We start from the raw sequence: 20,886 nt of genomic DNA on the forward strand, positions 1-20,886 counted from the left end.
TGTGAGACATGGCAGACCCCTCCAGCTACCGCCCCAAGCCGGGACAGATCCCCGACTCCCCGGGGGTCTACAAATTCCGCGACGAACACCGCCGGGTGATCTACGTCGGGAAGGCCAAGAACCTGCGCCAACGCGTGGCCAATTACTTCCAGGACCTGGCGGGCCTCCATCCGCGCACGCGCACGATGGTCACCACCGCCGCCTCCGTCGAGTGGACGGTCGTCTCCACCGAGGTCGAGGCGCTCCAGCTGGAGTATTCCTGGATCAAGGAGTTCGACCCCCGGTTCAACGTCAAGTACCGCGACGACAAGAGCTACCCCTACCTCGCGGTCACGCTCAACGAGGAGTTCCCCCGCGTGCAGGTCATGCGCGGCGCCAAGAAGAAGGGCGTGCGCTACTTCGGTCCGTACGGCCACGCCTGGGCGATCCGCGAGACGGTCGACCTGATGCTCCGCGTCTTCCCCGTCCGCACCTGCTCCGCCGGGGTCTTCAAGAACGCCGCGCGCACCGGCCGCCCCTGCCTGCTGGGCTACATCGGCAAGTGCTCGGCCCCCTGCGTCGGCCGGGTCACCCCCGAGGAACACCGGGAGCTGGCCGAGGACTTCTGCGACTTCATGGCCGGCCGCACGGGCACGTACATCCGCCGCCTGGAGAAGGACATGATGCAGGCGGCCGAGGAGATGGAGTACGAGCGGGCGGCCCGCCTCCGCGACGACGCCGAGGCCCTCAAGCGGGCCATGGAGAAGAGCGCCGTCGTCCTCGCCGACGCCACCGACGCCGACCTGATCGCCGTCGCCGAGGACGAGCTGGAGGCAGCCCTCCAGATCTTCCACGTGCGCGGCGGCCGGGTGCGCGGCCAGCGCGGCTGGGTCACCGACAAGGTCGAGGCGGTGGACACCTCCGGCCTCGTCGAGCACGCCCTCCAGCAGCTGTACGGGGAGGAGCGCGGCGACGCCGTCCCCAAGGAGGTCCTGGTCCCCGCCCTGCCCGAGGACGCCGAAGCGGTCTCCCAGTGGCTCGCCGAGCGCCGGGGCTCCCAGGTCAGCCTGCGCATCCCGCAGCGCGGCGACAAGAAGGACCTCATGGCCACCGTCCAGCGCAACGCCCAGCAGACGCTAGGGCTGCACAAGACCAAGCGCGCCTCCGACCTGACCACCCGCTCCCGCGCCCTGGAGGAGATCGCCGAGGCGCTGGGCCTGGACACCGCGCCGCTGCGCATCGAGTGCTACGACATCTCCCACCTCCAGGGCGACGACGTGGTGGCCTCCATGGTCGTCTTCGAGGACGGCCTCGCCCGCAAGAGCGAGTACCGCCGCTTCCAGATCAAGGGCTTCGAGGGCCAGGACGACGTCCGCTCGATGCACGAGGTGATCGGCCGGCGCTTCAAGCGCTACCTCCAGGACAAGGAACGCACGGGGGAGTGGGAAGAGACACCGGGGGCCGCCCCCGGTGCCGCCGGTCCCGTTCCCGGCGCCCCCGGCCCCGCTCCGGTCCCCGCCGCCACCGGCCCCGTCCCCGCCCCGGACCTCACCGCCGCCTCCCCGGACGACGAGCCCGAGCCCCGGGAGGACGACGGCCGCCCCAAGCGGTTCGCCTACCCGCCGCAGCTCGTCGTCGTCGACGGCGGGCAGCCCCAGGTGGCCGCCGCCAAGCGCGCCCTGGACGAGCTGGGCATCGACGACATCGCGGTCTGCGGCCTCGCCAAGCGCCTGGAAGAGGTCTGGCTCCCCGACGACGACGACCCCGTCGTCCTGCCCCGCTCCAGCGAGGGCCTCTACCTCCTCCAGCGCATCCGGGACGAGGCCCACCGCTTCGCCATCACCTACCAGCGCGCCAAACGCGCCAAGCGCATCCGCAGCAGCCCCCTCGACGACGTGACCGGCCTCGGCGAGACCCGGAAGCAGGCCCTCATCAAGCATTTCGGCTCGGTGAAGAAGCTCAGGCAAGCGACAATCGACGAGATCTGCGAGGTCCCCGGGATAGGGCGAAGGACGGCGGAATCGGTGGCCGCCGCCCTCGCCTCGACCACTCCCGCGGCACCTGCCGTGAACACGGCCACAGGAGAGATCATCGAAGAGGACGACGGGGGCAGCTCATGACCGAGAACAGCCACGAGACCGCACAGAACACCGCGGACACCGACATCGACACCGACCGAGCAGACGGAGCAGCAGACGTGAGTACGAACACCCCGAACGAGACGGGTGAGGCGGCCATCCCCGAGCTGGTGATCATCTCCGGGATGTCGGGCGCCGGCCGCAGCACCGCTGCCAAGTGTCTGGAGGACCTCGGCTGGTTCGTCGTCGACAACCTGCCGCCCGCGCTCATCCCCACCATGGTGGAGCTCGGCGCCCGCTCGCAGGGCAACGTGGCCCGGATCGCCGTCGTCGTCGACGTACGCGGCCGGCGCTTCTTCGACAACCTCCGCGAATCCCTCGCGGACCTGGAGGCCAAGCACGTCACCCGGCGGATCGTCTTCCTGGAGTCCTCCGACGACGCCCTCGTGCGCCGATTCGAGTCCGTCCGCCGCCCGCACCCCCTCCAGGGCGACGGCCGCATCGTCGACGGCATCGCGGCCGAGCGTGACCTGCTGCGCGAGCTGCGCGGCGACGCCGACCTGGTCATCGACACCTCCAGCCTCAACGTGCACGAGTTGCGGGCCAAGATGGACGCCCAGTTCGCGGGCGAGTCGGAGCCGGAGCTGCGCGCCACGGTGATGTCCTTCGGCTACAAGTACGGCCTGCCCGTCGACGCCGACCTGGTCGTCGACTGCCGCTTCCTGCCCAACCCGCACTGGGTCCCCGAACTGCGCCCCTTCACCGGCGTCAACGAGGAGGTGTCCGACTACGTCTTCGACCAGCCGGGCGCCAAGGAGTTCCTCAACCAGTACACCGAGCTGCTCCAGCTGATCGCCGCCGGCTACCGCCGCGAGGGCAAGCGGTACGTGACCATCGCCGTCGGCTGCACCGGCGGCAAGCACCGCTCCGTCGCCATGTCGGAGAAGCTCTCCGCCCGCCTCGCCGCCGAAGGCGTCGAGACCGTCCTCGTCCACCGCGACATGGGGCGAGAGTGACCGGACGCAATCTGCGGATGCGACGACTGAGCCGCGCCACCTCGGCGCTCTCCGGCCGCAAACGCGGTGCTCAGCCCAAGGTCGTCGCGCTCGGCGGCGGCATGGGGCTCTCGGCGTCCCTGGCGGCGCTGCGCCGGATCACCGGCGATCTCACGGCCGTGGTCACCGTCGCCGACGACGGCGGCTCCAGCGGCCGGCTGCGCGAGGAGCTGGGCGTGCTGCCCCCCGGCGACCTCCGCAAGGCGCTCGCCGCGCTGTGCGGCGACGACGACTGGGGCCGCACCTGGTCCCGGGTCATCCAGCACCGCTTCGAGTCCCAGGGCGACCTCCACGAGCACGCGGTCGGCAATCTGCTGATCGTGGCCCTCTGGGAGCAGCTCGGCGACCACGTACAGGCGCTCGACCTGGTCGGCAAGCTGCTCGGCGCGCACGGGCGGGTGCTGCCGATGTCGGCCGTCCCGCTGGAGCTCCAGGCGCTGGTCAAGGGCCACGACCCCGACCTGCCCGACGCGATCGTCACCGTGCGCGGCCAGGCCACGGTGGCGCTCACCCCCGGCGAGGTGCAGTCCGTGCACGTGGTCCCGCCCGACCCGCCGGCCGTCCCGGAAGCCGTGGAAGCGGTCCTGGACGCCGACTGGGTGGTGCTCGGCCCCGGCTCCTGGTTCTCCTCGGTGATCCCGCACCTGCTCGTGCCGGAACTGCTCGACGCGCTGGTCACCACGAAGGCCCGCAAGGTCCTCTCGCTGAACCTCGCACCCCAGCCCGGTGAAACAGAAGGCTTCTCACCGCAGCGTCATTTGGAGGTTTTGGGGCGACACGCCCCTAAACTCGCCTTGGACGTGGTGCTGGCCGATGAGGCCGCCGTGCCCGACCGTGAGTCACTCGCCGATGCCGCACTACGGCTCGGAGCCGCGGTCGAGCTGGCGCCGGTGGCATCGCCCGACGGCGTTCCGGTCCATGATCAGGAGCTGTTGGCCGCCGCGTACGACCGTATTTTTCGGATGCATGGAAGGATCGGCCCATGGCGATGACGCCAGCGGTGAAGAACGAAATCTCTCATCTTCCCGTCACCCGGACCTGCTGCAGGAAAGCAGAGGTCTCGGCGATTCTTCGGTTCGCGGGCGGCCTGCACCTGGTGAGCGGGCGGATTGTGATCGAGGCGGAGCTGGACACCGGCAACGCCGCCCGCCGCCTCAAGCGCGACATCCTGGAGATCTTCGGGCACAGCTCGGAGCTGATCGTGATGGCCCCCGGCGGACTGCGCCGCGGCTCGCGCTTCGTCGTACGGGTGGTGGCGGGCGGTGACCAGCTGGCCCGCCAGACCGGTTTGGTGGACGGCCGCGGCCGTCCGATCCGCGGGCTGCCCCCGCAGGTGGTCTCGGGGGCCACCTGCGACGCCGAGGCGGCCTGGCGCGGCGCCTTCCTCGCCCACGGCTCGCTCACCGAGCCCGGCCGCTCCTCCTCGCTGGAGGTCACCTGCCCGGGACCGGAGGCGGCCCTCGCCCTGGTCGGGGCGGCGCGCCGGCTCTCCATCGCGGCCAAGGCCCGCGAGGTGCGCGGCGTGGACCGCGTGGTCGTCCGCGACGGCGACGCGATCGGCGCCCTGCTGACCCGGCTCGGCGCCCACGACGCGGTGCTCGCCTGGGAGGAGCGCCGGATGCGGCGCGAGGTCCGCGCCACGGCCAACCGGCTCGCCAACTTCGACGACGCGAACCTGCGCCGCTCGGCCCGCGCCGCGGTCGCCGCCGGGGCCCGGGTGGGGCGTGCGCTGGAGATCCTCGGCGAGGAGGTCCCCGAGCACCTGGCCGCCGCGGGACGGCTCCGCATGGAGCACAAGCAGGCCTCCCTGGAGGAGCTCGGCGCGCTCGCCGACCCGCCGCTGACCAAGGACGCGGTCGCCGGCCGGATCCGCCGGCTGCTGGCGATGGCCGACAAGCGGGCCCAGGATCTTGGCATCCCGGGGACCGAGTCGACCCTCAGCGAGGAGCTCGCCGACGGCCTGGTCGGCTGACTCGGCGACAGGCAGGGGACGTTGGCCCCGGCAGGCGAAACGGAGGTCCGTACTCCTACTGACGAGTACGGATCTCCGGTCGTATCCGGTGGCGTGCGGAGGCCCTCTCGATGTCACCCCCGGGCCCCAGGAGAGGTAGGGTCGGAAGCGGTCGGGGACATCCCTATACAACTCGCCGGCGTCGAAAACCGGCGTACCTAACGAGGAGATCGGTTCGTGACGATCCGCGTAGGCATCAACGGCTTCGGCCGCATCGGCCGCAACTACTTCCGCGCTCTGCTGGAGCAGGGTGCGGACATCGAGATCGTGGCTGTCAACGACCTGGGTGACACTGCGACCACGGCCCACCTGCTGAAGTACGACACCATTCTGGGTCGTCTCAAGGCAGAGGTCAGCCACACCGCCGACACCATCACCGTCGATGGTCACACCATCAAGGTGCTCTCCGAGCGCAACCCGGCCGACATCCCCTGGGGTGAGCTGGGCGTCGACATCGTCATCGAGTCGACCGGCATCTTCACCAAGAAGGCCGACGCCGGGAAGCACATCGCGGGCGGCGCCAAGAAGGTCCTCATCTCGGCTCCGGCCAAGGACGAGGACATCACCATCGTGATGGGCGTCAACCAGGACAAGTACGACGCGGCCAACCACCACGTCATCTCCAACGCCTCCTGCACCACCAACTGTGTGGCGCCGATGGCCAAGGTTCTCGACGAGAACTTCGGCATCGTCAAGGGCCTGATGACGACGGTCCACGCGTACACCAACGACCAGCGGATCCTGGACTTCCCGCACTCGGACCTGCGTCGCGCCCGCGCCGCCGCCGAGAACATCATCCCCACCACCACCGGCGCCGCCAAGGCCACCGCCCTGGTGCTCCCGCAGCTCAAGGGCAAGCTCGACGGCATCGCGATGCGCGTCCCGGTCCCGACCGGCTCCGCCACCGACCTGGTCGTCACCCTCCAGCGCGAGGTCACCAAGGACGAGGTCAACGCCGCGTTCAAGAAGGCCTCCGACGACGGCGCCCTCAAGGGCTTCCTGACGTACACCGAGGACCCGATCGTCTCCTCGGACATCGTCGGCGACCCGTCGTCCTGCACCTTCGACTCCTCCCTGACCATGGTCCAGGAGGGCAGCACGGTGAAGATCCTCGGCTGGTACGACAACGAGTGGGGCTACTCCAACCGCCTCGTCGACCTCACGGTCTTCGTCGGCGAGCAGCTCTGATCCTCGGGCCGGCAGGCACATCGATGTAAGCGAAGGGGCTCGACCGGCGCAAAGAAGCGCGGGTCGAGCCCCTTAGCATGCTCATCGGTCCTTCCAAGGAGTGAACGGAACAGATGAAGACGATCGACGAACTTCTCGCCGAAGGGGTCGCGGGCAAGCGGGTATTCGTCCGTGCCGACCTCAACGTGCCGCTGGACGGCACCACGATCACCGACGACGGCCGTATCCGCGCCGTCGTTCCGACGATCGCCAAGCTCGCCGAGGCCGGCGCGCGCGTCGTCGTCGCCTCCCACCTCGGCCGCCCCAAGGGCGCCCCGGACCCGGCCTTCTCGCTGGCGCCCGCCGCCGCACGCCTGGGTGAACTCCTCGGAGCCGAGGCCGCCTTCGCCACCGACACGGTCGGCGAGTCCGCCCGCGCCGCCGTCGCCGGCCTCGCCGACGGCCAGGTCGCGGTCATCGAGAACCTCCGCTTCAACGCCGGCGAGACGTCCAAGGACGACGCCGAGCGCGGCGCCTTCGCCGATCAGCTGGCCGAGCTCGCGGACCTCTACGTGGGCGACGGCTTCGGCGCCGTGCACCGCAAGCACGCCTCGGTCTTCGACCTCCCGGCCCGGCTCCCGCACTACGCGGGCTACCTCATCGCCACCGAGGTCGGCGTCCTGAAGAAGCTCACCACCGACGTCAAGCGGCCGTACGCCGTCGTCCTCGGCGGCGCCAAGGTCTCCGACAAGCTCGGCGTGATCGACCACCTGCTGGAGCGGGCCGACCGCATCCTCATCGGCGGCGGCATGGCGTACACCTTCCTCAAGGCCCAGGGCCACGAGGTCGGCAGCTCGCTGCTCCAGGAGGACCAGATCCCGGCCGTCCAGGAGTACCTGCGACGGGCCGAGGAGAAGGGCGTGGAGTTCGTCCTCCCCGTCGACGTCGTGGTCGCCCCGTCCTTCCCGGACCTCAAGACCAAGGCCCCGGCCCACCCCACCACCGTCGCCGCCGACGCCATGCCGGCCGGCGAGATGGGGCTGGACAACGGACCGGAGACCAACAAGCTCTACGCATCGAAGCTCGCCGACGCGGCCACCGTCTTCTGGAACGGCCCGATGGGCGTCTTCGAACACCCCGACTTCGCCGACGGCACCCGCGCGGTCGCCCAGGCGCTCGTCGACTCGTCGGCCTTCAGCGTCGTCGGCGGTGGCGACTCCGCCGCGGCCGTTCGCATCCTGGACTTCGACGAGAATGCTTTCGGACATATTTCGACCGGTGGCGGCGCGAGTCTCGAGTACCTCGAGGGCAAGACGCTTCCCGGCCTCGCCGCACTGGAGGACTGACCTTTCATGACCACCCGTACCCCGCTGATGGCGGGCAACTGGAAGATGAACCTCAACCACCTCGAGGCCATCGCCCACGTCCAGAAGCTCTCCTTCGCCCTGGCCGACAAGGACTACGAGGCCGTCGAGGTCGCCGTCCTGCCGCCCTTCACCGACCTGCGCTCCGTGCAGACCCTGGTGGACGGCGACAAGCTGAAGATCAAGTACGGCGCCCAGGACATCTCGGCGCACGACTCCGGCGCGTACACCGGTGAGATCTCCGGCCCCATGCTCGCCAAGCTGCGCTGCACGTACGTGGCCGTCGGCCACAGCGAGCGCCGCCAGTACCACGGCGAGAGCGACGAGATCTGCAACGCCAAGGTGAAGTCCGCCTACAAGCACGGCCTGACCCCGATCCTCTGCGTCGGCGAGGGGCTGGACATCCGCAAGGCCGGTGACCAGGTCTCCTACACGCTCGCGCAGCTCGACGGCGCCCTGAAGGACATCCCGGCCGAGCAGGCCGAGACCATCGTGATCGCCTACGAGCCGGTCTGGGCCATCGGGACCGGCGAGGTCGCCACCCCCGAGGACGCCCAGGAGGTCTGCGGCGCGATCCGCGGCCGGCTGGCCGAGCTGTACTCCCAGGAGCTGGCCGACGCCGTCCGCATCCAGTACGGCGGCTCGGTGAAGTCCGGCAACGTCGCGGCCATCATGGCGCAGCCCGACGTGGACGGCGCCCTCATCGGCGGCGCCGCACTGGACGCCGACGAGTTCGTCAAGATCGTCCGCTTCCGCGACCAGTGAGTATGCGGTAGCGCGGATCCGTCGTACCCTTGCGGGGGCCGGAGGGGCGTCTCGCCCTTCGGCCCCCGGTGTACGTACACGCAGTAGTCAAGAATTCCGGAAAGTAGGGACCAGCCGTGGTTTTGGCGTTCCAGATCGCTCTGATCGTCTTCAGCCTGCTGCTGATGCTGCTGGTGCTCATGCACAAGGGCAAGGGTGGCGGCCTCTCCGACATGTTCGGTGGCGGAATGCAGTCCTCCGTCGGTGGCTCCTCGGTCGCCGAGCGCAACCTCGACCGGATCACCGTCGTGGTCGGCCTGGTCTGGTTCGCGTGCGTCGTGGTACTCGGTCTGCTCGTCAAGCTGGACAACTGACCCGTCGTCCGCGCATACCGGTGACGGTGTAACTCCTTCCACTGGACGCGCGTTGGGCCTTACGTAGACTGGGGCATCGCTCGAGCACCATCACGCAGGGAGTTACGACCGTGGCAAGTGGCAACGCGATCCGGGGAAGCCGGGTCGGAGCGGGGCCGATGGGGGAGGCGGAGCGAGGCGAGTCCGCGCCGCGCGCCCGCATCTCCTTCTGGTGCTCGAACGGGCACGAGACGCAGCCGAGCTTCGCCCATGACGCGCAGGTGCCTGACATCTGGGACTGCCCGCGCTGCGGCTTCCCGGCCGGCCAGGACAAGGACAGCCCGCCCGACCCGCCCCGCACCGAGCCGTACAAGACGCACCTGGCGTACGTACGCGAGCGGCGGAGCGACGAGGACGGCGAGGCGATTCTCGCCGAGGCGCTGGCCAAACTCCGCGGCGAGATCTGAGGCCCCTCCCACGCGGTTCCACGGAACCCCAGTCGTTCACCGGCCGGACACCCCACGGGTGTCCGGCCGTAGCGCGTTCCCGCGCCACCGCCCTCCTCCGCGCCGCAGCCCTCCTCGATCAATTAGGTTGGAGGGGCAGCGGGGATGCTGAGTGACGACAAGAAGTGGGCTGATATCCGGGATGAACGCAGCAAGCCGAACCAAGCTCAACCAGACGCCCGAGTGGACGGCTCTCGCCAAGCACCGTGAGGAGCTCGGCGCACCCCAGCTGCGCGAGCTGTTCGCGCGGCAGCCGGACCGCGGCACCGCCTGCACCCTGCGGGTCGGCGACCTCCACCTCGACTACTCCAAGCACCTGGTGACCGACGAGACGCTGCGCCTGCTGCGCGCACTCGCCGCCGCCACCGGGGTCGCGGAGCTGCGGGACGCGATGTTCCGCGGCGAGAAGATCAACACCACCGAGGACCGGGCGGTCCTGCACACCGCGCTCCGCGCCCCGCGCGACGCGGTGATCGAGGTCGACGGCGAGAATGTCGTACCGGCCGTGCACGCCGTCCTGGACAGGATGGCCGGCTTCGCCGAGAAGGTCCGGTCGGGGCAGTGGACCGGTCACACCGGCAAGCCCGTCAAGAACATCGTCAACATCGGGATCGGCGGCTCCGACCTCGGCCCCGCCATGGCGTACGAGGTGCTGCGCTCCTTCACGGACCGGGCGCTCACCCTCCGCTTCGTCTCCAACGTCGACGGCGCCGACCTGCACGAGGCCGTCCGCGACCTCGACCCGGCCGAGACGCTGTTCGTCATCGCCTCGAAGACGTTCACGACGATCGAGACCATCACCAACGCCACCTCCGCCCGGGACTGGCTGCTGACCGAGCTGAAGGCCGGTCAGGACGCCGTCGCCCAGCACTTCGTTGCCCTGTCGACCAATGCCGAGAAGGTCGAGGAGTTCGGCATCGACACGGCCAACATGTTCGAGTTCTGGGACTGGGTCGGCGGCCGCTACAGCTTCGACTCGGCGATCGGCCTCTCGCTGATGGTCGCCATCGGGCCGGACCGCTTCCGCGAGATGCTCGACGGCTTCCACCTCGTCGACGAGCACTTCCGCACCGCCCCCGCCGAGGAGAACGCCCCGCTCCTCCTCGGCCTCCTCGGCGTCTGGTACGGCAACTTCTTCGACGCCCAGTCGCACGCGGTGCTGCCGTACAGCCACTACCTGTCCAAGTTCACCGCGTACCTCCAGCAGCTCGACATGGAGTCCAACGGCAAGTCCGTCGACCGCGACGGCAACCCCGTGGACTGGGAGACCGGACCGGTCGTCTGGGGCACGCCCGGCACCAACGGGCAGCACGCGTACTACCAGTTGATCCACCAGGGCACCAAGCTGATCCCGGCGGACTTCATCGGCTTCGCCGCCCCGGTCCACGACCTGCTGCCCGGATTGATCGCCCAGCACGACCTGCTGATGGCCAACTTCTTCGCCCAGACCCAGGCCCTCGCCTTCGGCAGGACGGCCGAAGAGGTCCGGGCGGAAGGGGTGCCCGAGGAGCTGGTCCCGCACAAGACGTTCCGGGGCAACCACCCCACGACGACGATCCTCGCCGACAAGCTGACCCCCTCGGTCCTCGGCCAGCTCATCGCGCTGTACGAGCACAAGGTCTTCGTCCAGGGCGCCATCTGGAACATCGACTCCTTCGACCAGTGGGGCGTGGAGCTCGGCAAGGTCCTCGCCAAGAAGATCGAACCGCTGCTGACCGGTGACGGGGGAGCGGACGCCGGGGAGCTGGACAGCTCCACCGCCGCCCTGATCGACGCCTACCGCACGCTGCGCGGGCGCTGAACCGATGCCACAGGGGGAGGGGACGGCGGTAGCGCTGCGGCCGCCGCGCAACACGCTGAACGAGCGCGCCGTCGGCTGGTGGCGGGCCCAGTGGCTGCTGCTGACGGCCGTGCCCGTCGTGCCGCTCGCGGTCCTGGGCGCGCTGGTCGAGCCGGCCCGCTTCTGGCTGCTGCTGCCCGCCGCGGTCCTGGCCGCGGCGGGCACGGCGGCCGCCGTCCTCTTCCCCCTGTGGTGGTTCCGTACGCACCGCTGGGAGATCACCGAGGACGCGGTGTACGTCCGCACGGGGTTCTTCTGGCAGGAGTGGCGGATCGCCCCGATGTCCCGCATCCAGACCGTCGACACCGTACGGGGCCCACTGGAGCAGCTCTTCCGGCTCGCCACGGTCACCGTCACCACCGCCTCCGCCAAGGGCGCGGTACGGATCGCGGGCCTGGACCACGAGGTCGCCGCCGGCCTCGCCCAGCAGCTCACCCGCATCACCCGCGACACCCCCGGCGACGCCACATGAGCACCGCCGCCCCGCCCGCCGACTGGCGCCGCCTCGACCCCCGTACGGTCCTGGTCACCGCCCTCGTCGTGGCGGGCGTCGTCGCGGGCGCGGCCATCCCCGTCACGCTCGGGCTCACCCGGTGGTTCAGCCTCCCCGCCGCCGTGCTCCAGGTGCTCGCCGCCGCCATCCTGATCATCGGGGCCGCGGCGGGCGCCGACCGGGTCCGCTGGCACCGCACGCGCTACCGCATCGGTGCGGAGCGCGTCGACCTCCACACCGGCCTCCTGCTCGTCAAGCGCCGCTCCCTGGCCCGCAGCCGCATCCGCACGGTCGACCTCACCGCCAACCTGATGCTCCGCCTCCTCGGCCTGGTCACCGTCAGGATCGGCACCGGCGAACAGGGCTCCGAATCCACCCTCGAACTGGACCCGGTCACCCGCGCCGAGGGAGAACGGCTGCGCCGCCTCCTGCTGGAGCGCGCCGCCACCGCACCGGCCGACGGGGGCCACCGCGAAGGGGAACTGGCCCTCCTGGACCCCCGCTGGATCCGCTACGCACCCGTCTCCTTCGTCGCCCCCATGCTCGGCGGGGCGGCCGTCGGGGCCGTGATGCAGGTCAGCGACTGGGTCGGCGCCCAGGGGGAGGTCATCGAATGGGTCGGCGACCGGTTCCGGGACACCCCGCTGCTCTGGACGATCATCGCCCTGGTGCTGGCCGCCCTGGTCGCCGGCGTCGTCGGGGCGCTCGGCCTCTGGATCGAGATGTGGTGGAACTACCGCCTGGAGCGCGAGCCGGGCGGCACGCTGCGGGTGAGGCGCGGGCTGTTCACCTCCCGGTCCATCTCCGTCGAGGAGGCCCGGCTGCGCGGCGTCGACCTGGTCGAGCCGCTGGGCGTACGGCTGCTCGGCGCGGCCCGGCTGGACGCCATCACCACCGGCCTGGCCAAGGACACCGAGGCCAAGAACGCCGACCACAACACCCTGCTCCCGGCCGTGCCCAGGACCCGGGCCGACACCGTCGCCGCCGACGTGCTGCGCGAGGCGGTCACCCCGACCGGTGCGGCGCTCACCCCGCACCCGCGCGCCGCCCGGGGCCGCCGGCTGCGCTGGTCGCTCGCCGCGGTCCTCGGCCCGGTCCTGATCCTGACCGTCCTCGGGGCGCTGCTCACGCCCGTACTGCTGTGGATCGCGCTGGGCAGCACGGTGGTTCTAGCACCCGTGGCGGTGGCGCTCGCCCTGGACGCCTACCGGGGGCTCGGCCACGCGCTCTCCGGGCGCTACCTGGTCACCCGCTCCGGCACGGTCCGCCGCTCCACCGCCGCCCTGGAGCGGGCCGGGGTGATCGGCTGGACGGTCAGGCAGTCGGTCTTCCAGCGGCGGGCCCGACTGGTGAGCATCACGGCCACCACCGCCGCCGGCGGGGGCGCCTACACGGTGTACGACGCCGACGCGGCCGAGGGACTCGCCTTCGCCGCCGAGGCGGTACCGGGGCTGCTGGAACCCTTCCTGGAGCGCGCCGGGAGCACCGGGCCGTGACGTACGGCACAGGGGGCCTCCTATGCGGCCCGGTCCCGGTCGGCGACGATACCGATCATGACTTCCACCAGCCGTCGTACGGTCCTCACCGCCCTCGCCACCGCGGCCGTCAGCGGTCCGCTGCTGGGCTCGCTCACCGCGACCGACGCCCACGCCACCGGTGACCTGGACATCTACACCTCCAACACCGATCTCTACAAGAAGCTCGCCGGCCAGGAGGGCGTCGAGTTCGCCCGCCGCTACCGCAGACACGCGTACGTCGACCACTCGGGCCCGCAGAGATTCCCGTACAACCGGACCACCGTCATGGCCCTGCACGGCGGCGGCATCGAGATGGGCACCTCCGAGCTCTGCCTCGCCATAGCCGGCTACCACCCGGCCACGCTCGCCCCGCTGACGGACGGCCACGGGGTGTTCGACTACTGGATGTTCGAGGGGCTGCGCTCCTCCGGCAACAGGGACCTGCACGTCACCGCCAAGAACTGCGACGACCACGTCGCCCTCTCCATGGCGGCGAGCAGTCTCAACGTCCTGAGCCTCCACGGCTGTACGGCGGCGCAGGCGGGCACCGTCCCGCAGGCCGTGGTCGTCGGAGGGCTGAACACCCGCTTCCAGACGCTGCTCAAGGCCGAGTTCGACGCGATCGGCCTCGCCTGGCGCGACGGCGACGAGCTGCCCGACCTGGGCGGGATCAACCCCGCCAACCCGGTCAACCGCACCATGCTCGCCAAGGGCGGTCAGCTGGAGCTCACGACGGAGCTGCGCGCCGCCATGTTCACCGTCAACACCCGCGCGGGCCGGGCCGGCAGCACGACCCCGGTCTTCGACCGCTTCGTCGGCGCCTGCCGTGCCGCGATCACGAAGCTGGAACAGGGAACGGACCAGGTCGTCCTCTGACCCCGGGGCGCCTCCTGCCTTCACGCCGAAGGCCCGGCCCGCTCAGGAAAAGAGGAGGGCCGGGCCTTGGGGGCGCGGAACGCTCAGGCGGAGGCCTGCGGATACAGTGCGCGCGGCAGTTGCGAGGCCGCCGCGGCGTCCAGCAGCCACAGCGTCCGGCTGCGCCCGTACGCGCCCGCCGCCGGGGCCTGGATCTCCCCGGCACCGGACAGCGCGATGGCCGCCGCCTCGGCCTTGTCCTCGCCCGCCGCCAGCAGCCACACCTCGCGCGCCGCGCGGATCGCCGGCAGCGTGAGCGAGACGCGGACCGGCGGCGGCTTGGGAGCCCCGTGCACACCGACGACGGTGCGCTCGGTCTCCCGTACCGCGGGCAGCTCCGGGAAGAGCGAGGCCACATGCGTGTCCGGGCCGACGCCCAGCATCAGCACGTCGAACGCGGGCACCGCGCCATGGTCCTCGGGGCCCGCCGCGGCGGCCAGTTCGGCGGCGTACCCGGCTGCCGCCGCGTCCGCGTCGTCGCCGTACGGGCCGTCGGACGCGGGCATCGCGTGCACCCGGGCAGGGTCCAGCGCCACCGAGTCGAGCAGCGCCTCGCGGGCCTGGGTGACATTGCGCTCCGGGTCGCCCTCGGGCAGGAACCGCTCGTCGCCCCACCACAGGTCCAGGCGCGCCCAGTCGATCGCGTCCCGGGCGGGCGCGGCGGCGAGCGCGGCCAGCAGGCCGTTGCCGTTGCGCCCGCCGGTCAGCACCACCGAGGCGTGGCCCCGGGAGGCCTGGGCGTCCACGATCTTCGTGATCAGCCGGGCCGCGGCGGCCTGCGCCATCAGCTCCTTGTCGCGGTGGACGACCAGTTGGGGAGGCGTCACTTCGACGCCGCCTTCTTGGCCGGGGCCTTCTTCGCGGCGGGAGCCTTGGCCTCGGGGGCCGTGGCGGCCTTGTCCGTCTTCCCCTCGACGCTCCCGACCGGCGCGGCCTTGGCCTCGCCGCCCGCGTGCAGCCGGTCGACGCCGAACTTCACCGCGGACGCGTAGGTGTTGTCCGGGTCGAGCCGCCGCAACTCCTCCGCCAGCAGCTCGGCGGTGTCGCGTCGCTTGAGCGCCACACCGCGGTCCGGCTGGTTGTGCATGGAGAGCGTGGCCAGCGTGCCGTCGGCGCGGTCGAGGACGATGACGCCGTTCTTCGTCTCCATCCGGACCGCCGTGAGGCCGGGGCCCTCGGAGACCATGCGCTCCACCGGGACGCCGAGCCGGTCCGCCAGCCACATGGCGAGCAGCTCGCAGCTCGGGTTGTCGCTCTCGCCCTCGACGGTCGCGCCGATCACCTCGGCGGGCTGCTGGTCCAGCGACGCGGCCAGCATGGAGCGCCAGGGGGTGATCCGGGTCCACGCCAGGTCGGTGTCGCCCGGGCTGTACGTCGCCGCCCGTACCGCCAGTGCCTCGATGGGGCGCTCGGCCGAGTAGGTGTCGGTGATCCGGCGCTGGGCGAGGGCCCCCAACGGGTCCTTCGCCGGGTCGGAGGGCGCGCCCTCGGGCCACCACACCACGACCGGGGCGTCCGGCAGCAGCAGCGGAAGGACCACCGACTGGGCGTGGTTGGCCAGTTCGCCGTGCAGGCGCAGGACGACGGTCTCGCCGGTGCCCGCGTCGGAACCGACCCGGACCTCGGCGTCGAGCCGGGCGTCCCGGCGGGCGCGCGGTGAGCGGCTGACCCGCTTGATCACCGCGATGATCCGCGAGGGGTGCTCGCGGGAGGCGTCGCCGGCCGACTTGAGCGCGTCGTACGCGTTCTCCTCGTCGGTGACGATGACCAGCGTGAGCACCATGCCGATGGCGGGGGTGCCGAGGGCCCGGCGGGCCGACACCAGCGCCTGGTTGATCTTGCTGGACGTGGTCTCCGTGAGATCGATCTTCATGGCCGCCTCCAGCTCCGTCCGTCGCGTGCGAGCATCTCGTCGGCCTCGGTCGGGCCCCAGGTGCCGGCCGCGTACTTCGCGGGCTTGCCGTGCGTGTCCCAGTACTCCTCGATCGGGTCGAGGATGTTCCAGGAGAGTTCGACCTCCTGGTGGCGCGGGAAGAGGTTGGCGTCGCCGAGCAGGACGTCCAGGAGGAGCCGCTCGTACGCCTCCGGGCTGGACTCCGTGAACGACTCGCCGTACGCGAAGTCCATCGTGACGTCCCGGACCTCCATGGAGGTGCCGGGCACCTTGGAGCCGAAGCGCACGGTGACGCCCTCGTCCGGCTGGACCCGGATGACCAGGGCGTTGCCGCCCAGCTCCTCCGTGGCGCCGGACTCGAAGGGCAGGTAGGGCGCGCGCTTGAAGACGACCGCGATCTCCGTGACCCGGCGGCCGAGCCGCTTTCCGGTGCGGAGGTAGAACGGCACGCCCGCCCAGCGGCGGTTGTTGATCGTCAGCTTGATCGCCGCGTAGGTGTCGGTCGTCGACTTGGGGTCGATGCCCTCCTCCTCGCAGTAGCCGAGGACCTCCTGGCCGCCCTGCCACGCGTGCTCGTACTGGGCGCGCACGGTGTGCTTGCCGAGGTCCTCGGGCAGCTCGACGGCGGTGAGCACCTTGAGCTTCTCGGCGACCAGGGCCTTCGGGTGGAAGGAGCCGGGCTCCTCCATCGCGGTCAGCGCCAGCAGCTGGAGGAGGTGGTTCTGGATGACGTCACGGGCGGCGCCGATGCCGTCGTAGTAGCCGGCCCGGCCGCCGATGCCGATGTCCTCGGCCATCGTGATCTGTACGTGGTCGACGTAGGACCGGTTCCAGATCGGCTCCCACATCGTGTTGGCGAACCGCAGCGCCAGGATGTTCTGGACCGTCTCCTTCCCCAGGTAGTGGTCGATCCGGAAGACCTCGTTGGGCGGGAAGACGTCGTGCACGAGCTGGTTGAGCTCCTGCGCGCTGGCCAGGTCGTGGCCGAACGGCTTCTCGATGACGGCGCGCCGCCAGGAGCCCTCGCTCTGGTCGGCCAGGCCGTGCTTCTTCAGCTGCTGGACGACCTTGGGGAAGAACTTCGGCGGCACGGAGAGGTAGAAGGCGAAGTTGCCGCCCGTCCCCTGGGCCTTGTCGAGCTCCTGGATGGTCGACTTCAGCGTCTCGAACGCCTCGTCGTCGTCGAAGTTGCCCTGGACGAAGCGCATCCCCTGGATGAGCTGCTGCCAGACCTCCTCGCGGAACGGCGTACGGGCGTGCTCCTTGACGGCGTCGTGGACGACTTGGGCGAAGTCCTCGTCCTCCCAGTCGCGGCGCGCGAAGCCGATGAGCGAGAAGCCCGGCGGCAACAGGCCGCGATTGGCCAGGTCGTAGACGGCGGGCATCAGCTTTTTACGGGACAAATCGCCCGTGACGCCAAAGATGACCAGGCCCGACGGCCCCGCGATACGCGGAAGCCGTCGGTCCTGTGCGTCACGGAGCGGGTTGGCTCCGGGAACAGCAGACAAAGTGGTCAGCCCTCCGAGGGGGCGAGGCGCGAAAGCTCCGCCTCGGTCGACTTGAGCAGGTCGTTCCAGGACGCCTCGAACTTGTCGACGCCCTCGTCCTCCAGCACCTGTACGACCTCGTCGTACGAGACGCCGAGCTTCTTGATCGCCTCCAGGTCGGCGCGCGCCCGGTCGTAACCGCCGGCGACGGTGTTGCCGGTGATCTCGCCGTGGTCGGCCACCGCCTCCAGCGTCGCCTCCGGCATGGTGTTCACCGTGTTCGGCGCCACCAGGTCGTCGACGTACAGCGTGTCCTTGAGCGACGGGTCCTTGACGCCGGTTGAGGCCCACAGCGGACGCTGCTTGTTGGCCTGCGCCTTGTCCAGGGGGGCCCAGCGGTCGGAGGAGAAGACCTCCTCGTACGCCTCGTAGGCCAGGCGGGCGTTGGCCAGGGCGGACTTGCCCTTGGCCGCCTTCGCCTCGTCCGAGCCGATGGCGTCCAGCCGCTTGTCGATCTCGGTGTCCACCCGGGACACGAAGAACGAGGCCACCGAGTGGATCTTGGAGAGGTCCAGGCCCGCGGCCTTCGCCTTCTCCAGGCCCGCCAGGTAGGCGTCCATGACCGCGCGGTAGCGCTCCAGCGAGAAGATCAGCGTCACGTTGACGCTGATGCCCCGGCCGATCGTCTCGGTGATCGCCGGCAGGCCGGCCTTGGTCGCCGGGATCTTGATGAGCGTGTTCGGCCGGTCGACCAGCCACGCCAGCTGCTTGGCCTCGGCGACGGTGGCCGTCGTGTGGTGCGCCAGGCGCGGGTCGACCTCGATGGAGACCCGGCCGTCCTGGCCGCCGGTGGCGTCGAAGACCGGGCGCAGGATGTCGGCGGCGTCGCGGACGTCCGCCGTCGTGATCATGCGGAGGGCTTCCTCGACGGTGACCTTGCGGGCGGCGAGGTCGGTGAGCTGCTGCTCGTAACCGTCGCCCGAGGAGATCGCCTTCTGGAAGATCGACGGGTTGGTGGTGACGCCGACGACATGGCTCTGGTCGATCAGCTCGGCCAGGTTGCCGGAGGTGATCCGCTTGCGCGACAGGTCGTCGAGCCAGATCGCCACGCCCTCGTCGGAGAGGCGCTTGAGTGCGTCTGTCATGAGTTGCATCTCCTACTAGTCGTATCTACCGGCGTCAGCGTGCTGCGGCTTCGAGAGATTCCCGCGCGGCGGAAGCCACGTTGTCGGCGGTGAAGCCGAACTCCTGGAACAGCACCTTCGCGTCGGCCGAGGCCCCGAAGTGCTCCAGCGAGACGATGCGGCCCGCGTCGCCCACGTACCGGTACCAGGTCAGGCCGATGCCCGCCTCGACGGCGACCCGCGCCTTCACCGACGGCGGCAGCACGCTGTCCTTGTAACCCTGATCCTGCTCCTCGAACCACTCGACCGACGGCATCGAGACGACCCGGGTCGGCACCCCGGCCGCCTGGAGCTGCTCGCGCGCCTCGACGGCGACGTGGACCTCGGAACCGGTCGCGATGAGCAGCACCTGCGGCTCCGCGTTCTGCCCGGAGGGGCCTTCGGCCTCGAACAGGACGTAACCGCCCTTGGCCGCGTTCTCGTTCGCCTCGTACGTCGGCACGCCCTGCCGGGTCAGCGCCAGACCGTGCGGGGCGCCCTCGCCGAACACCTTGGTGTAGCGGCGCAGGATCTCGCGCCAGGCGATGGCGGTCTCGTTCGCGTCCGCCGGGCGCACGATGTTCAGGCCCGGGATGGCGCGCAGCGCGGCCAGGTGCTCGACCGGCTGGTGGGTGGGACCGTCCTCGCCGAGGCCGATCGAGTCGTGCGTCCACACGTACGTCACCGGCAGGTGCATCAACGCGGACAGCCGCACCGCGTTGCGCATGTAGTCGGAGAAGACCAGGAAGGTGCCGCCGTAGATCCGGGTGTTGCCGTGCAGCGCGATGCCGTTCATGGCGGCGGCCATGGCGTGCTCGCGGATGCCGAAGTGGATCGTGCGGCCGTACGGGTCGGCCTCCGGCAGCGGGTTGCCCGCCGGGAGGAACGACGACGTCTTGTCGATCGTGGTGTTGTTGGAGCCCGCGAGGTCGGCGGAGCCGCCCCACAGCTCGGGCACGATCTCGCCGAGCGCCTGGAGCACCTTGCCGGAGGCGGCGCGGGTGGCCAGGGACTTGCCGGGCTCGAAGACCGGGAGCTTCTCCTCCCAGCCCGCCGGGAGCTCGCCCGCGGCGATCCGGTCGAAGGAGGCGGCGCGCTCCGGGTTGGCCGTGCGCCACGCGGCGAAGGCCTTGTCCCACTCCGCGCGGGCCTCGCGGCCGCGGTCCAGGGCCTCGCGGGTGTGGCCGATGACCTCGCCTGCGACCTCGAAGGTCTGCTCCGGGTCGAAGCCGAGGACCCGCTTGGTCGCCGCGATCTCGTCGTCGCCGAGGGCCGAGCCGTGCGCGGCCTCGGTGTTCTGGGCGTTCGGGGCGGGCCAGGCGATGATCGAGCGGGCCGCGATGAACGAGGGACGCTCGGTCTCGGCCTTGGCCGCCTGCAGCGCCGCGTACAGACCCGCCGGGTCCAGGTCGCCGCTGGGGAGCTGGTCGACACGCTGGACATGCCAGCCGTACGCCTCGTAGCGCTTGATGGTGTCCTCGGAGACCGCGGTCTCCGTGTCGCCCTCGATGGAGATGTGGTTGTCGTCCCAGAGCAGGACCAGGTTGCCCAGCTTCTGGTGCCCGGCCAGCGAGGACGCCTCGGCCGAGATGCCCTCCTGGAGGCAGCCGTCACCCGCGACGACCCAGACCATGTGGTCGAACGGGGAGGCGCCGGGGGCCGCCTCGGGGTCGAAGAGGCCGCGCTCGTAGCGGGCGGCCATCGCCATGCCCACCGCGTTGGCGACACCCTGGCCCAGCGGCCCGGTCGTCGTCTCGACACCGGTGGTGTGGCCGTACTCCGGGTGGCCGGGGGTCTTGGAGCCCCAGGTGCGGAAGGCCTTGAGGTCGTCCAGCTCCAGGCCGTAGCCGGCCAGGTAGAGCTGGATGTAGAGCGTCAGGCTCGAGTGGCCGGCGGAGAGGACGAACCGGTCGCGACCGGTCCACTCGGCGTCCGCGGGGTCGTGCCGCATCACCTTCTGGAAGAGGGTGTACGCGGCGGGAGCCAGGCTCATCGCCGTGCCCGGGTGGCCGTTTCCGACTTTCTGTACGGCGTCCGCGGCGAGGACGCGGGCGGTGTCCACGGCCCGCTGGTCCAAATCGGTCCACTGGAGGTCTGTGGTGGTCGGCTTGATGCTCACCCTGAGTCAGGGCTCCTCTCCACTGTCGTAAACCGGTGACTGTTACCGCACCGGGCGCTGTCGAGCCTACCCCCGTTGACAGGCACACTTTCCGGGTACTTTCCAGGGTGTGGGCGACCCGTGGAGTTCGCCTCCCGGCGGAATGCACATCCGGGGAACAGTCACCCCCAACACGACCCCACCCCCGCGAAGGACGGCGTA

Annotated in this window: 18 protein-coding genes; 13 read left to right on the top strand and 5 right to left on the bottom strand. The window is 70.8% G+C overall.

Annotated elements, in window-relative coordinates; all coding sequences use genetic code 11:
- Window positions 1-8: 8 nt before the first annotated feature.
- The 13 genes from uvrC to N7925_RS28650 all read left to right on the top strand — a co-directional run bounded on the left by uvrC (window position 9) and on the right by N7925_RS28650 (window position 13,983).
- A complete protein-coding gene (uvrC, locus tag N7925_RS28590) occupies window positions 9-2,099 on the top strand; it encodes an excinuclease ABC subunit UvrC (RefSeq protein WP_274345595.1) in 2,091 nt (696 codons plus the stop codon).
- Window positions 2,096-3,073: an RNase adapter RapZ gene (gene rapZ / locus N7925_RS28595; protein WP_265602284.1), complete on the top strand. Its 978-nt coding sequence runs from the start codon at window positions 2,096-2,098 to the stop codon at window positions 3,071-3,073. The genes uvrC and rapZ overlap by 4 nt, the downstream gene beginning before the upstream one ends.
- Complete coding sequence (locus N7925_RS28600; RefSeq protein ID WP_274345596.1) at window positions 3,070-4,104, top strand: gluconeogenesis factor YvcK family protein; 1,035 nt, start codon at window positions 3,070-3,072, stop codon at window positions 4,102-4,104. Before rapZ ends, N7925_RS28600 begins: the two co-directional genes overlap by 4 nt.
- Window positions 4,095-5,084, top strand: a complete 990-nt coding sequence (gene whiA, locus N7925_RS28605; protein ID WP_003969868.1) for a DNA-binding protein WhiA — start codon at window positions 4,095-4,097, stop codon at window positions 5,082-5,084. Before N7925_RS28600 ends, whiA begins: the two co-directional genes overlap by 10 nt.
- A gap of 216 nt (window positions 5,085-5,300) precedes the next feature.
- Window positions 5,301-6,311, top strand: a complete 1,011-nt coding sequence (gene gap, locus N7925_RS28610) for a type I glyceraldehyde-3-phosphate dehydrogenase (protein ID WP_265602285.1) — start codon at window positions 5,301-5,303, stop codon at window positions 6,309-6,311.
- 113 nt (window positions 6,312-6,424) lie between these two features.
- Window positions 6,425-7,636, top strand: a complete 1,212-nt coding sequence (locus N7925_RS28615) for a phosphoglycerate kinase (RefSeq protein WP_274345597.1) — start codon at window positions 6,425-6,427, stop codon at window positions 7,634-7,636.
- 6 nt (window positions 7,637-7,642) lie between these two features.
- The gene (gene tpiA / locus N7925_RS28620) at window positions 7,643-8,419 is read left to right on the top strand and encodes a triose-phosphate isomerase (protein ID WP_265602287.1); all 777 of its coding nucleotides are present in this window, start codon (window positions 7,643-7,645) and stop codon (window positions 8,417-8,419) included.
- 116 nt (window positions 8,420-8,535) lie between these two features.
- Window positions 8,536-8,772 (top strand): preprotein translocase subunit SecG, encoded by a 237-nt coding sequence (gene secG, locus N7925_RS28625; protein ID WP_265602288.1) that lies wholly within the window; start codon window positions 8,536-8,538, stop codon window positions 8,770-8,772.
- 110 nt (window positions 8,773-8,882) lie between these two features.
- On the top strand, window positions 8,883-9,218 hold the full coding sequence (locus tag N7925_RS28630; RefSeq protein ID WP_078566397.1) for an RNA polymerase-binding protein RbpA: 336 nt from the start codon (window positions 8,883-8,885) through the stop codon (window positions 9,216-9,218).
- Window positions 9,219-9,399: 181 nt separating this feature from the next.
- A complete protein-coding gene (gene pgi / locus N7925_RS28635) occupies window positions 9,400-11,058 on the top strand; it encodes a glucose-6-phosphate isomerase (RefSeq protein ID WP_265602289.1) in 1,659 nt (552 codons plus the stop codon).
- A 4-nt stretch (window positions 11,059-11,062) separates the two neighbouring features.
- Complete coding sequence (locus N7925_RS28640; RefSeq protein ID WP_265602290.1) at window positions 11,063-11,569, top strand: PH domain-containing protein; 507 nt, start codon at window positions 11,063-11,065, stop codon at window positions 11,567-11,569.
- Window positions 11,566-13,086, top strand: a complete 1,521-nt coding sequence (locus N7925_RS28645; RefSeq protein ID WP_274345598.1) for a PH domain-containing protein — start codon at window positions 11,566-11,568, stop codon at window positions 13,084-13,086. Before N7925_RS28640 ends, N7925_RS28645 begins: the two co-directional genes overlap by 4 nt.
- A gap of 57 nt (window positions 13,087-13,143) precedes the next feature.
- Window positions 13,144-13,983 (top strand): poly-gamma-glutamate hydrolase family protein, encoded by an 840-nt coding sequence (locus N7925_RS28650; protein ID WP_274345599.1) that lies wholly within the window; start codon window positions 13,144-13,146, stop codon window positions 13,981-13,983.
- 83 nt (window positions 13,984-14,066) lie between these two features.
- Here the strand turns inward: N7925_RS28650 and pgl are convergent, their stop codons facing one another.
- Genes pgl through tkt form a run of 5 tightly spaced genes read right to left on the bottom strand, consistent with a single transcriptional unit; the run spans window position 14,067 to window position 20,685 of the window.
- On the bottom strand, window positions 14,067-14,849 hold the full coding sequence (pgl, locus tag N7925_RS28655; RefSeq protein WP_274345600.1) for a 6-phosphogluconolactonase: 783 nt from the start codon (window positions 14,847-14,849) through the stop codon (window positions 14,067-14,069).
- Window positions 14,846-15,895 carry a glucose-6-phosphate dehydrogenase assembly protein OpcA gene (gene opcA / locus N7925_RS28660; RefSeq protein WP_265602294.1) on the bottom strand — a complete coding sequence of 350 codons (1,050 nt, stop codon included), beginning with the start codon at window positions 15,893-15,895 and terminating at the stop codon, window positions 14,846-14,848. Before opcA ends, pgl begins: the two co-directional genes overlap by 4 nt.
- Window positions 15,892-17,424 (bottom strand): glucose-6-phosphate dehydrogenase, encoded by a 1,533-nt coding sequence (zwf, locus tag N7925_RS28665; RefSeq protein WP_265602295.1) that lies wholly within the window; start codon window positions 17,422-17,424, stop codon window positions 15,892-15,894. The genes opcA and zwf overlap by 4 nt, the downstream gene beginning before the upstream one ends.
- A gap of 5 nt (window positions 17,425-17,429) precedes the next feature.
- A complete protein-coding gene (gene tal / locus N7925_RS28670; RefSeq protein WP_265602296.1) occupies window positions 17,430-18,548 on the bottom strand; it encodes a transaldolase in 1,119 nt (372 codons plus the stop codon).
- 34 nt (window positions 18,549-18,582) lie between these two features.
- Window positions 18,583-20,685: a transketolase gene (gene tkt, locus N7925_RS28675; RefSeq protein WP_265602297.1), complete on the bottom strand. Its 2,103-nt coding sequence runs from the start codon at window positions 20,683-20,685 to the stop codon at window positions 18,583-18,585.
- Window positions 20,686-20,886: the final 201 nt, after the last annotated feature.

The sequence above is a fragment of the Streptomyces sp. CA-278952 genome (assembly GCF_028747205.1).
GTDB lineage: Bacteria > Actinomycetota > Actinomycetes > Streptomycetales > Streptomycetaceae > Streptomyces.

Coding starts and splice junctions, on each gene's coding strand:
- tpiA (WP_265602287.1), top strand. CDS start 7,643: ATGACCACCCGTACCCCGCTGATGGCGGGCAACTGGAAGATGAACCTC.
- whiA (WP_003969868.1), top strand. CDS start 4,095: ATGGCGATGACGCCAGCGGTGAAGAACGAAATCTCTCATCTTCCCGTC.
- pgi (WP_265602289.1), top strand. CDS start 9,400: ATGAACGCAGCAAGCCGAACCAAGCTCAACCAGACGCCCGAGTGGACG.
- N7925_RS28640 (WP_265602290.1), top strand. CDS start 11,063: ATGCCACAGGGGGAGGGGACGGCGGTAGCGCTGCGGCCGCCGCGCAAC.
- uvrC (WP_274345595.1), top strand. CDS start 9: ATGGCAGACCCCTCCAGCTACCGCCCCAAGCCGGGACAGATCCCCGAC.
- tal (WP_265602296.1), bottom strand. CDS start 18,548: ATGACAGACGCACTCAAGCGCCTCTCCGACGAGGGCGTGGCGATCTGG.
- N7925_RS28645 (WP_274345598.1), top strand. CDS start 11,566: ATGAGCACCGCCGCCCCGCCCGCCGACTGGCGCCGCCTCGACCCCCGT.
- opcA (WP_265602294.1), bottom strand. CDS start 15,895: ATGAAGATCGATCTCACGGAGACCACGTCCAGCAAGATCAACCAGGCG.
- N7925_RS28650 (WP_274345599.1), top strand. CDS start 13,144: ATGACTTCCACCAGCCGTCGTACGGTCCTCACCGCCCTCGCCACCGCG.
- N7925_RS28615 (WP_274345597.1), top strand. CDS start 6,425: ATGAAGACGATCGACGAACTTCTCGCCGAAGGGGTCGCGGGCAAGCGG.
- rapZ (WP_265602284.1), top strand. CDS start 2,096: ATGACCGAGAACAGCCACGAGACCGCACAGAACACCGCGGACACCGAC.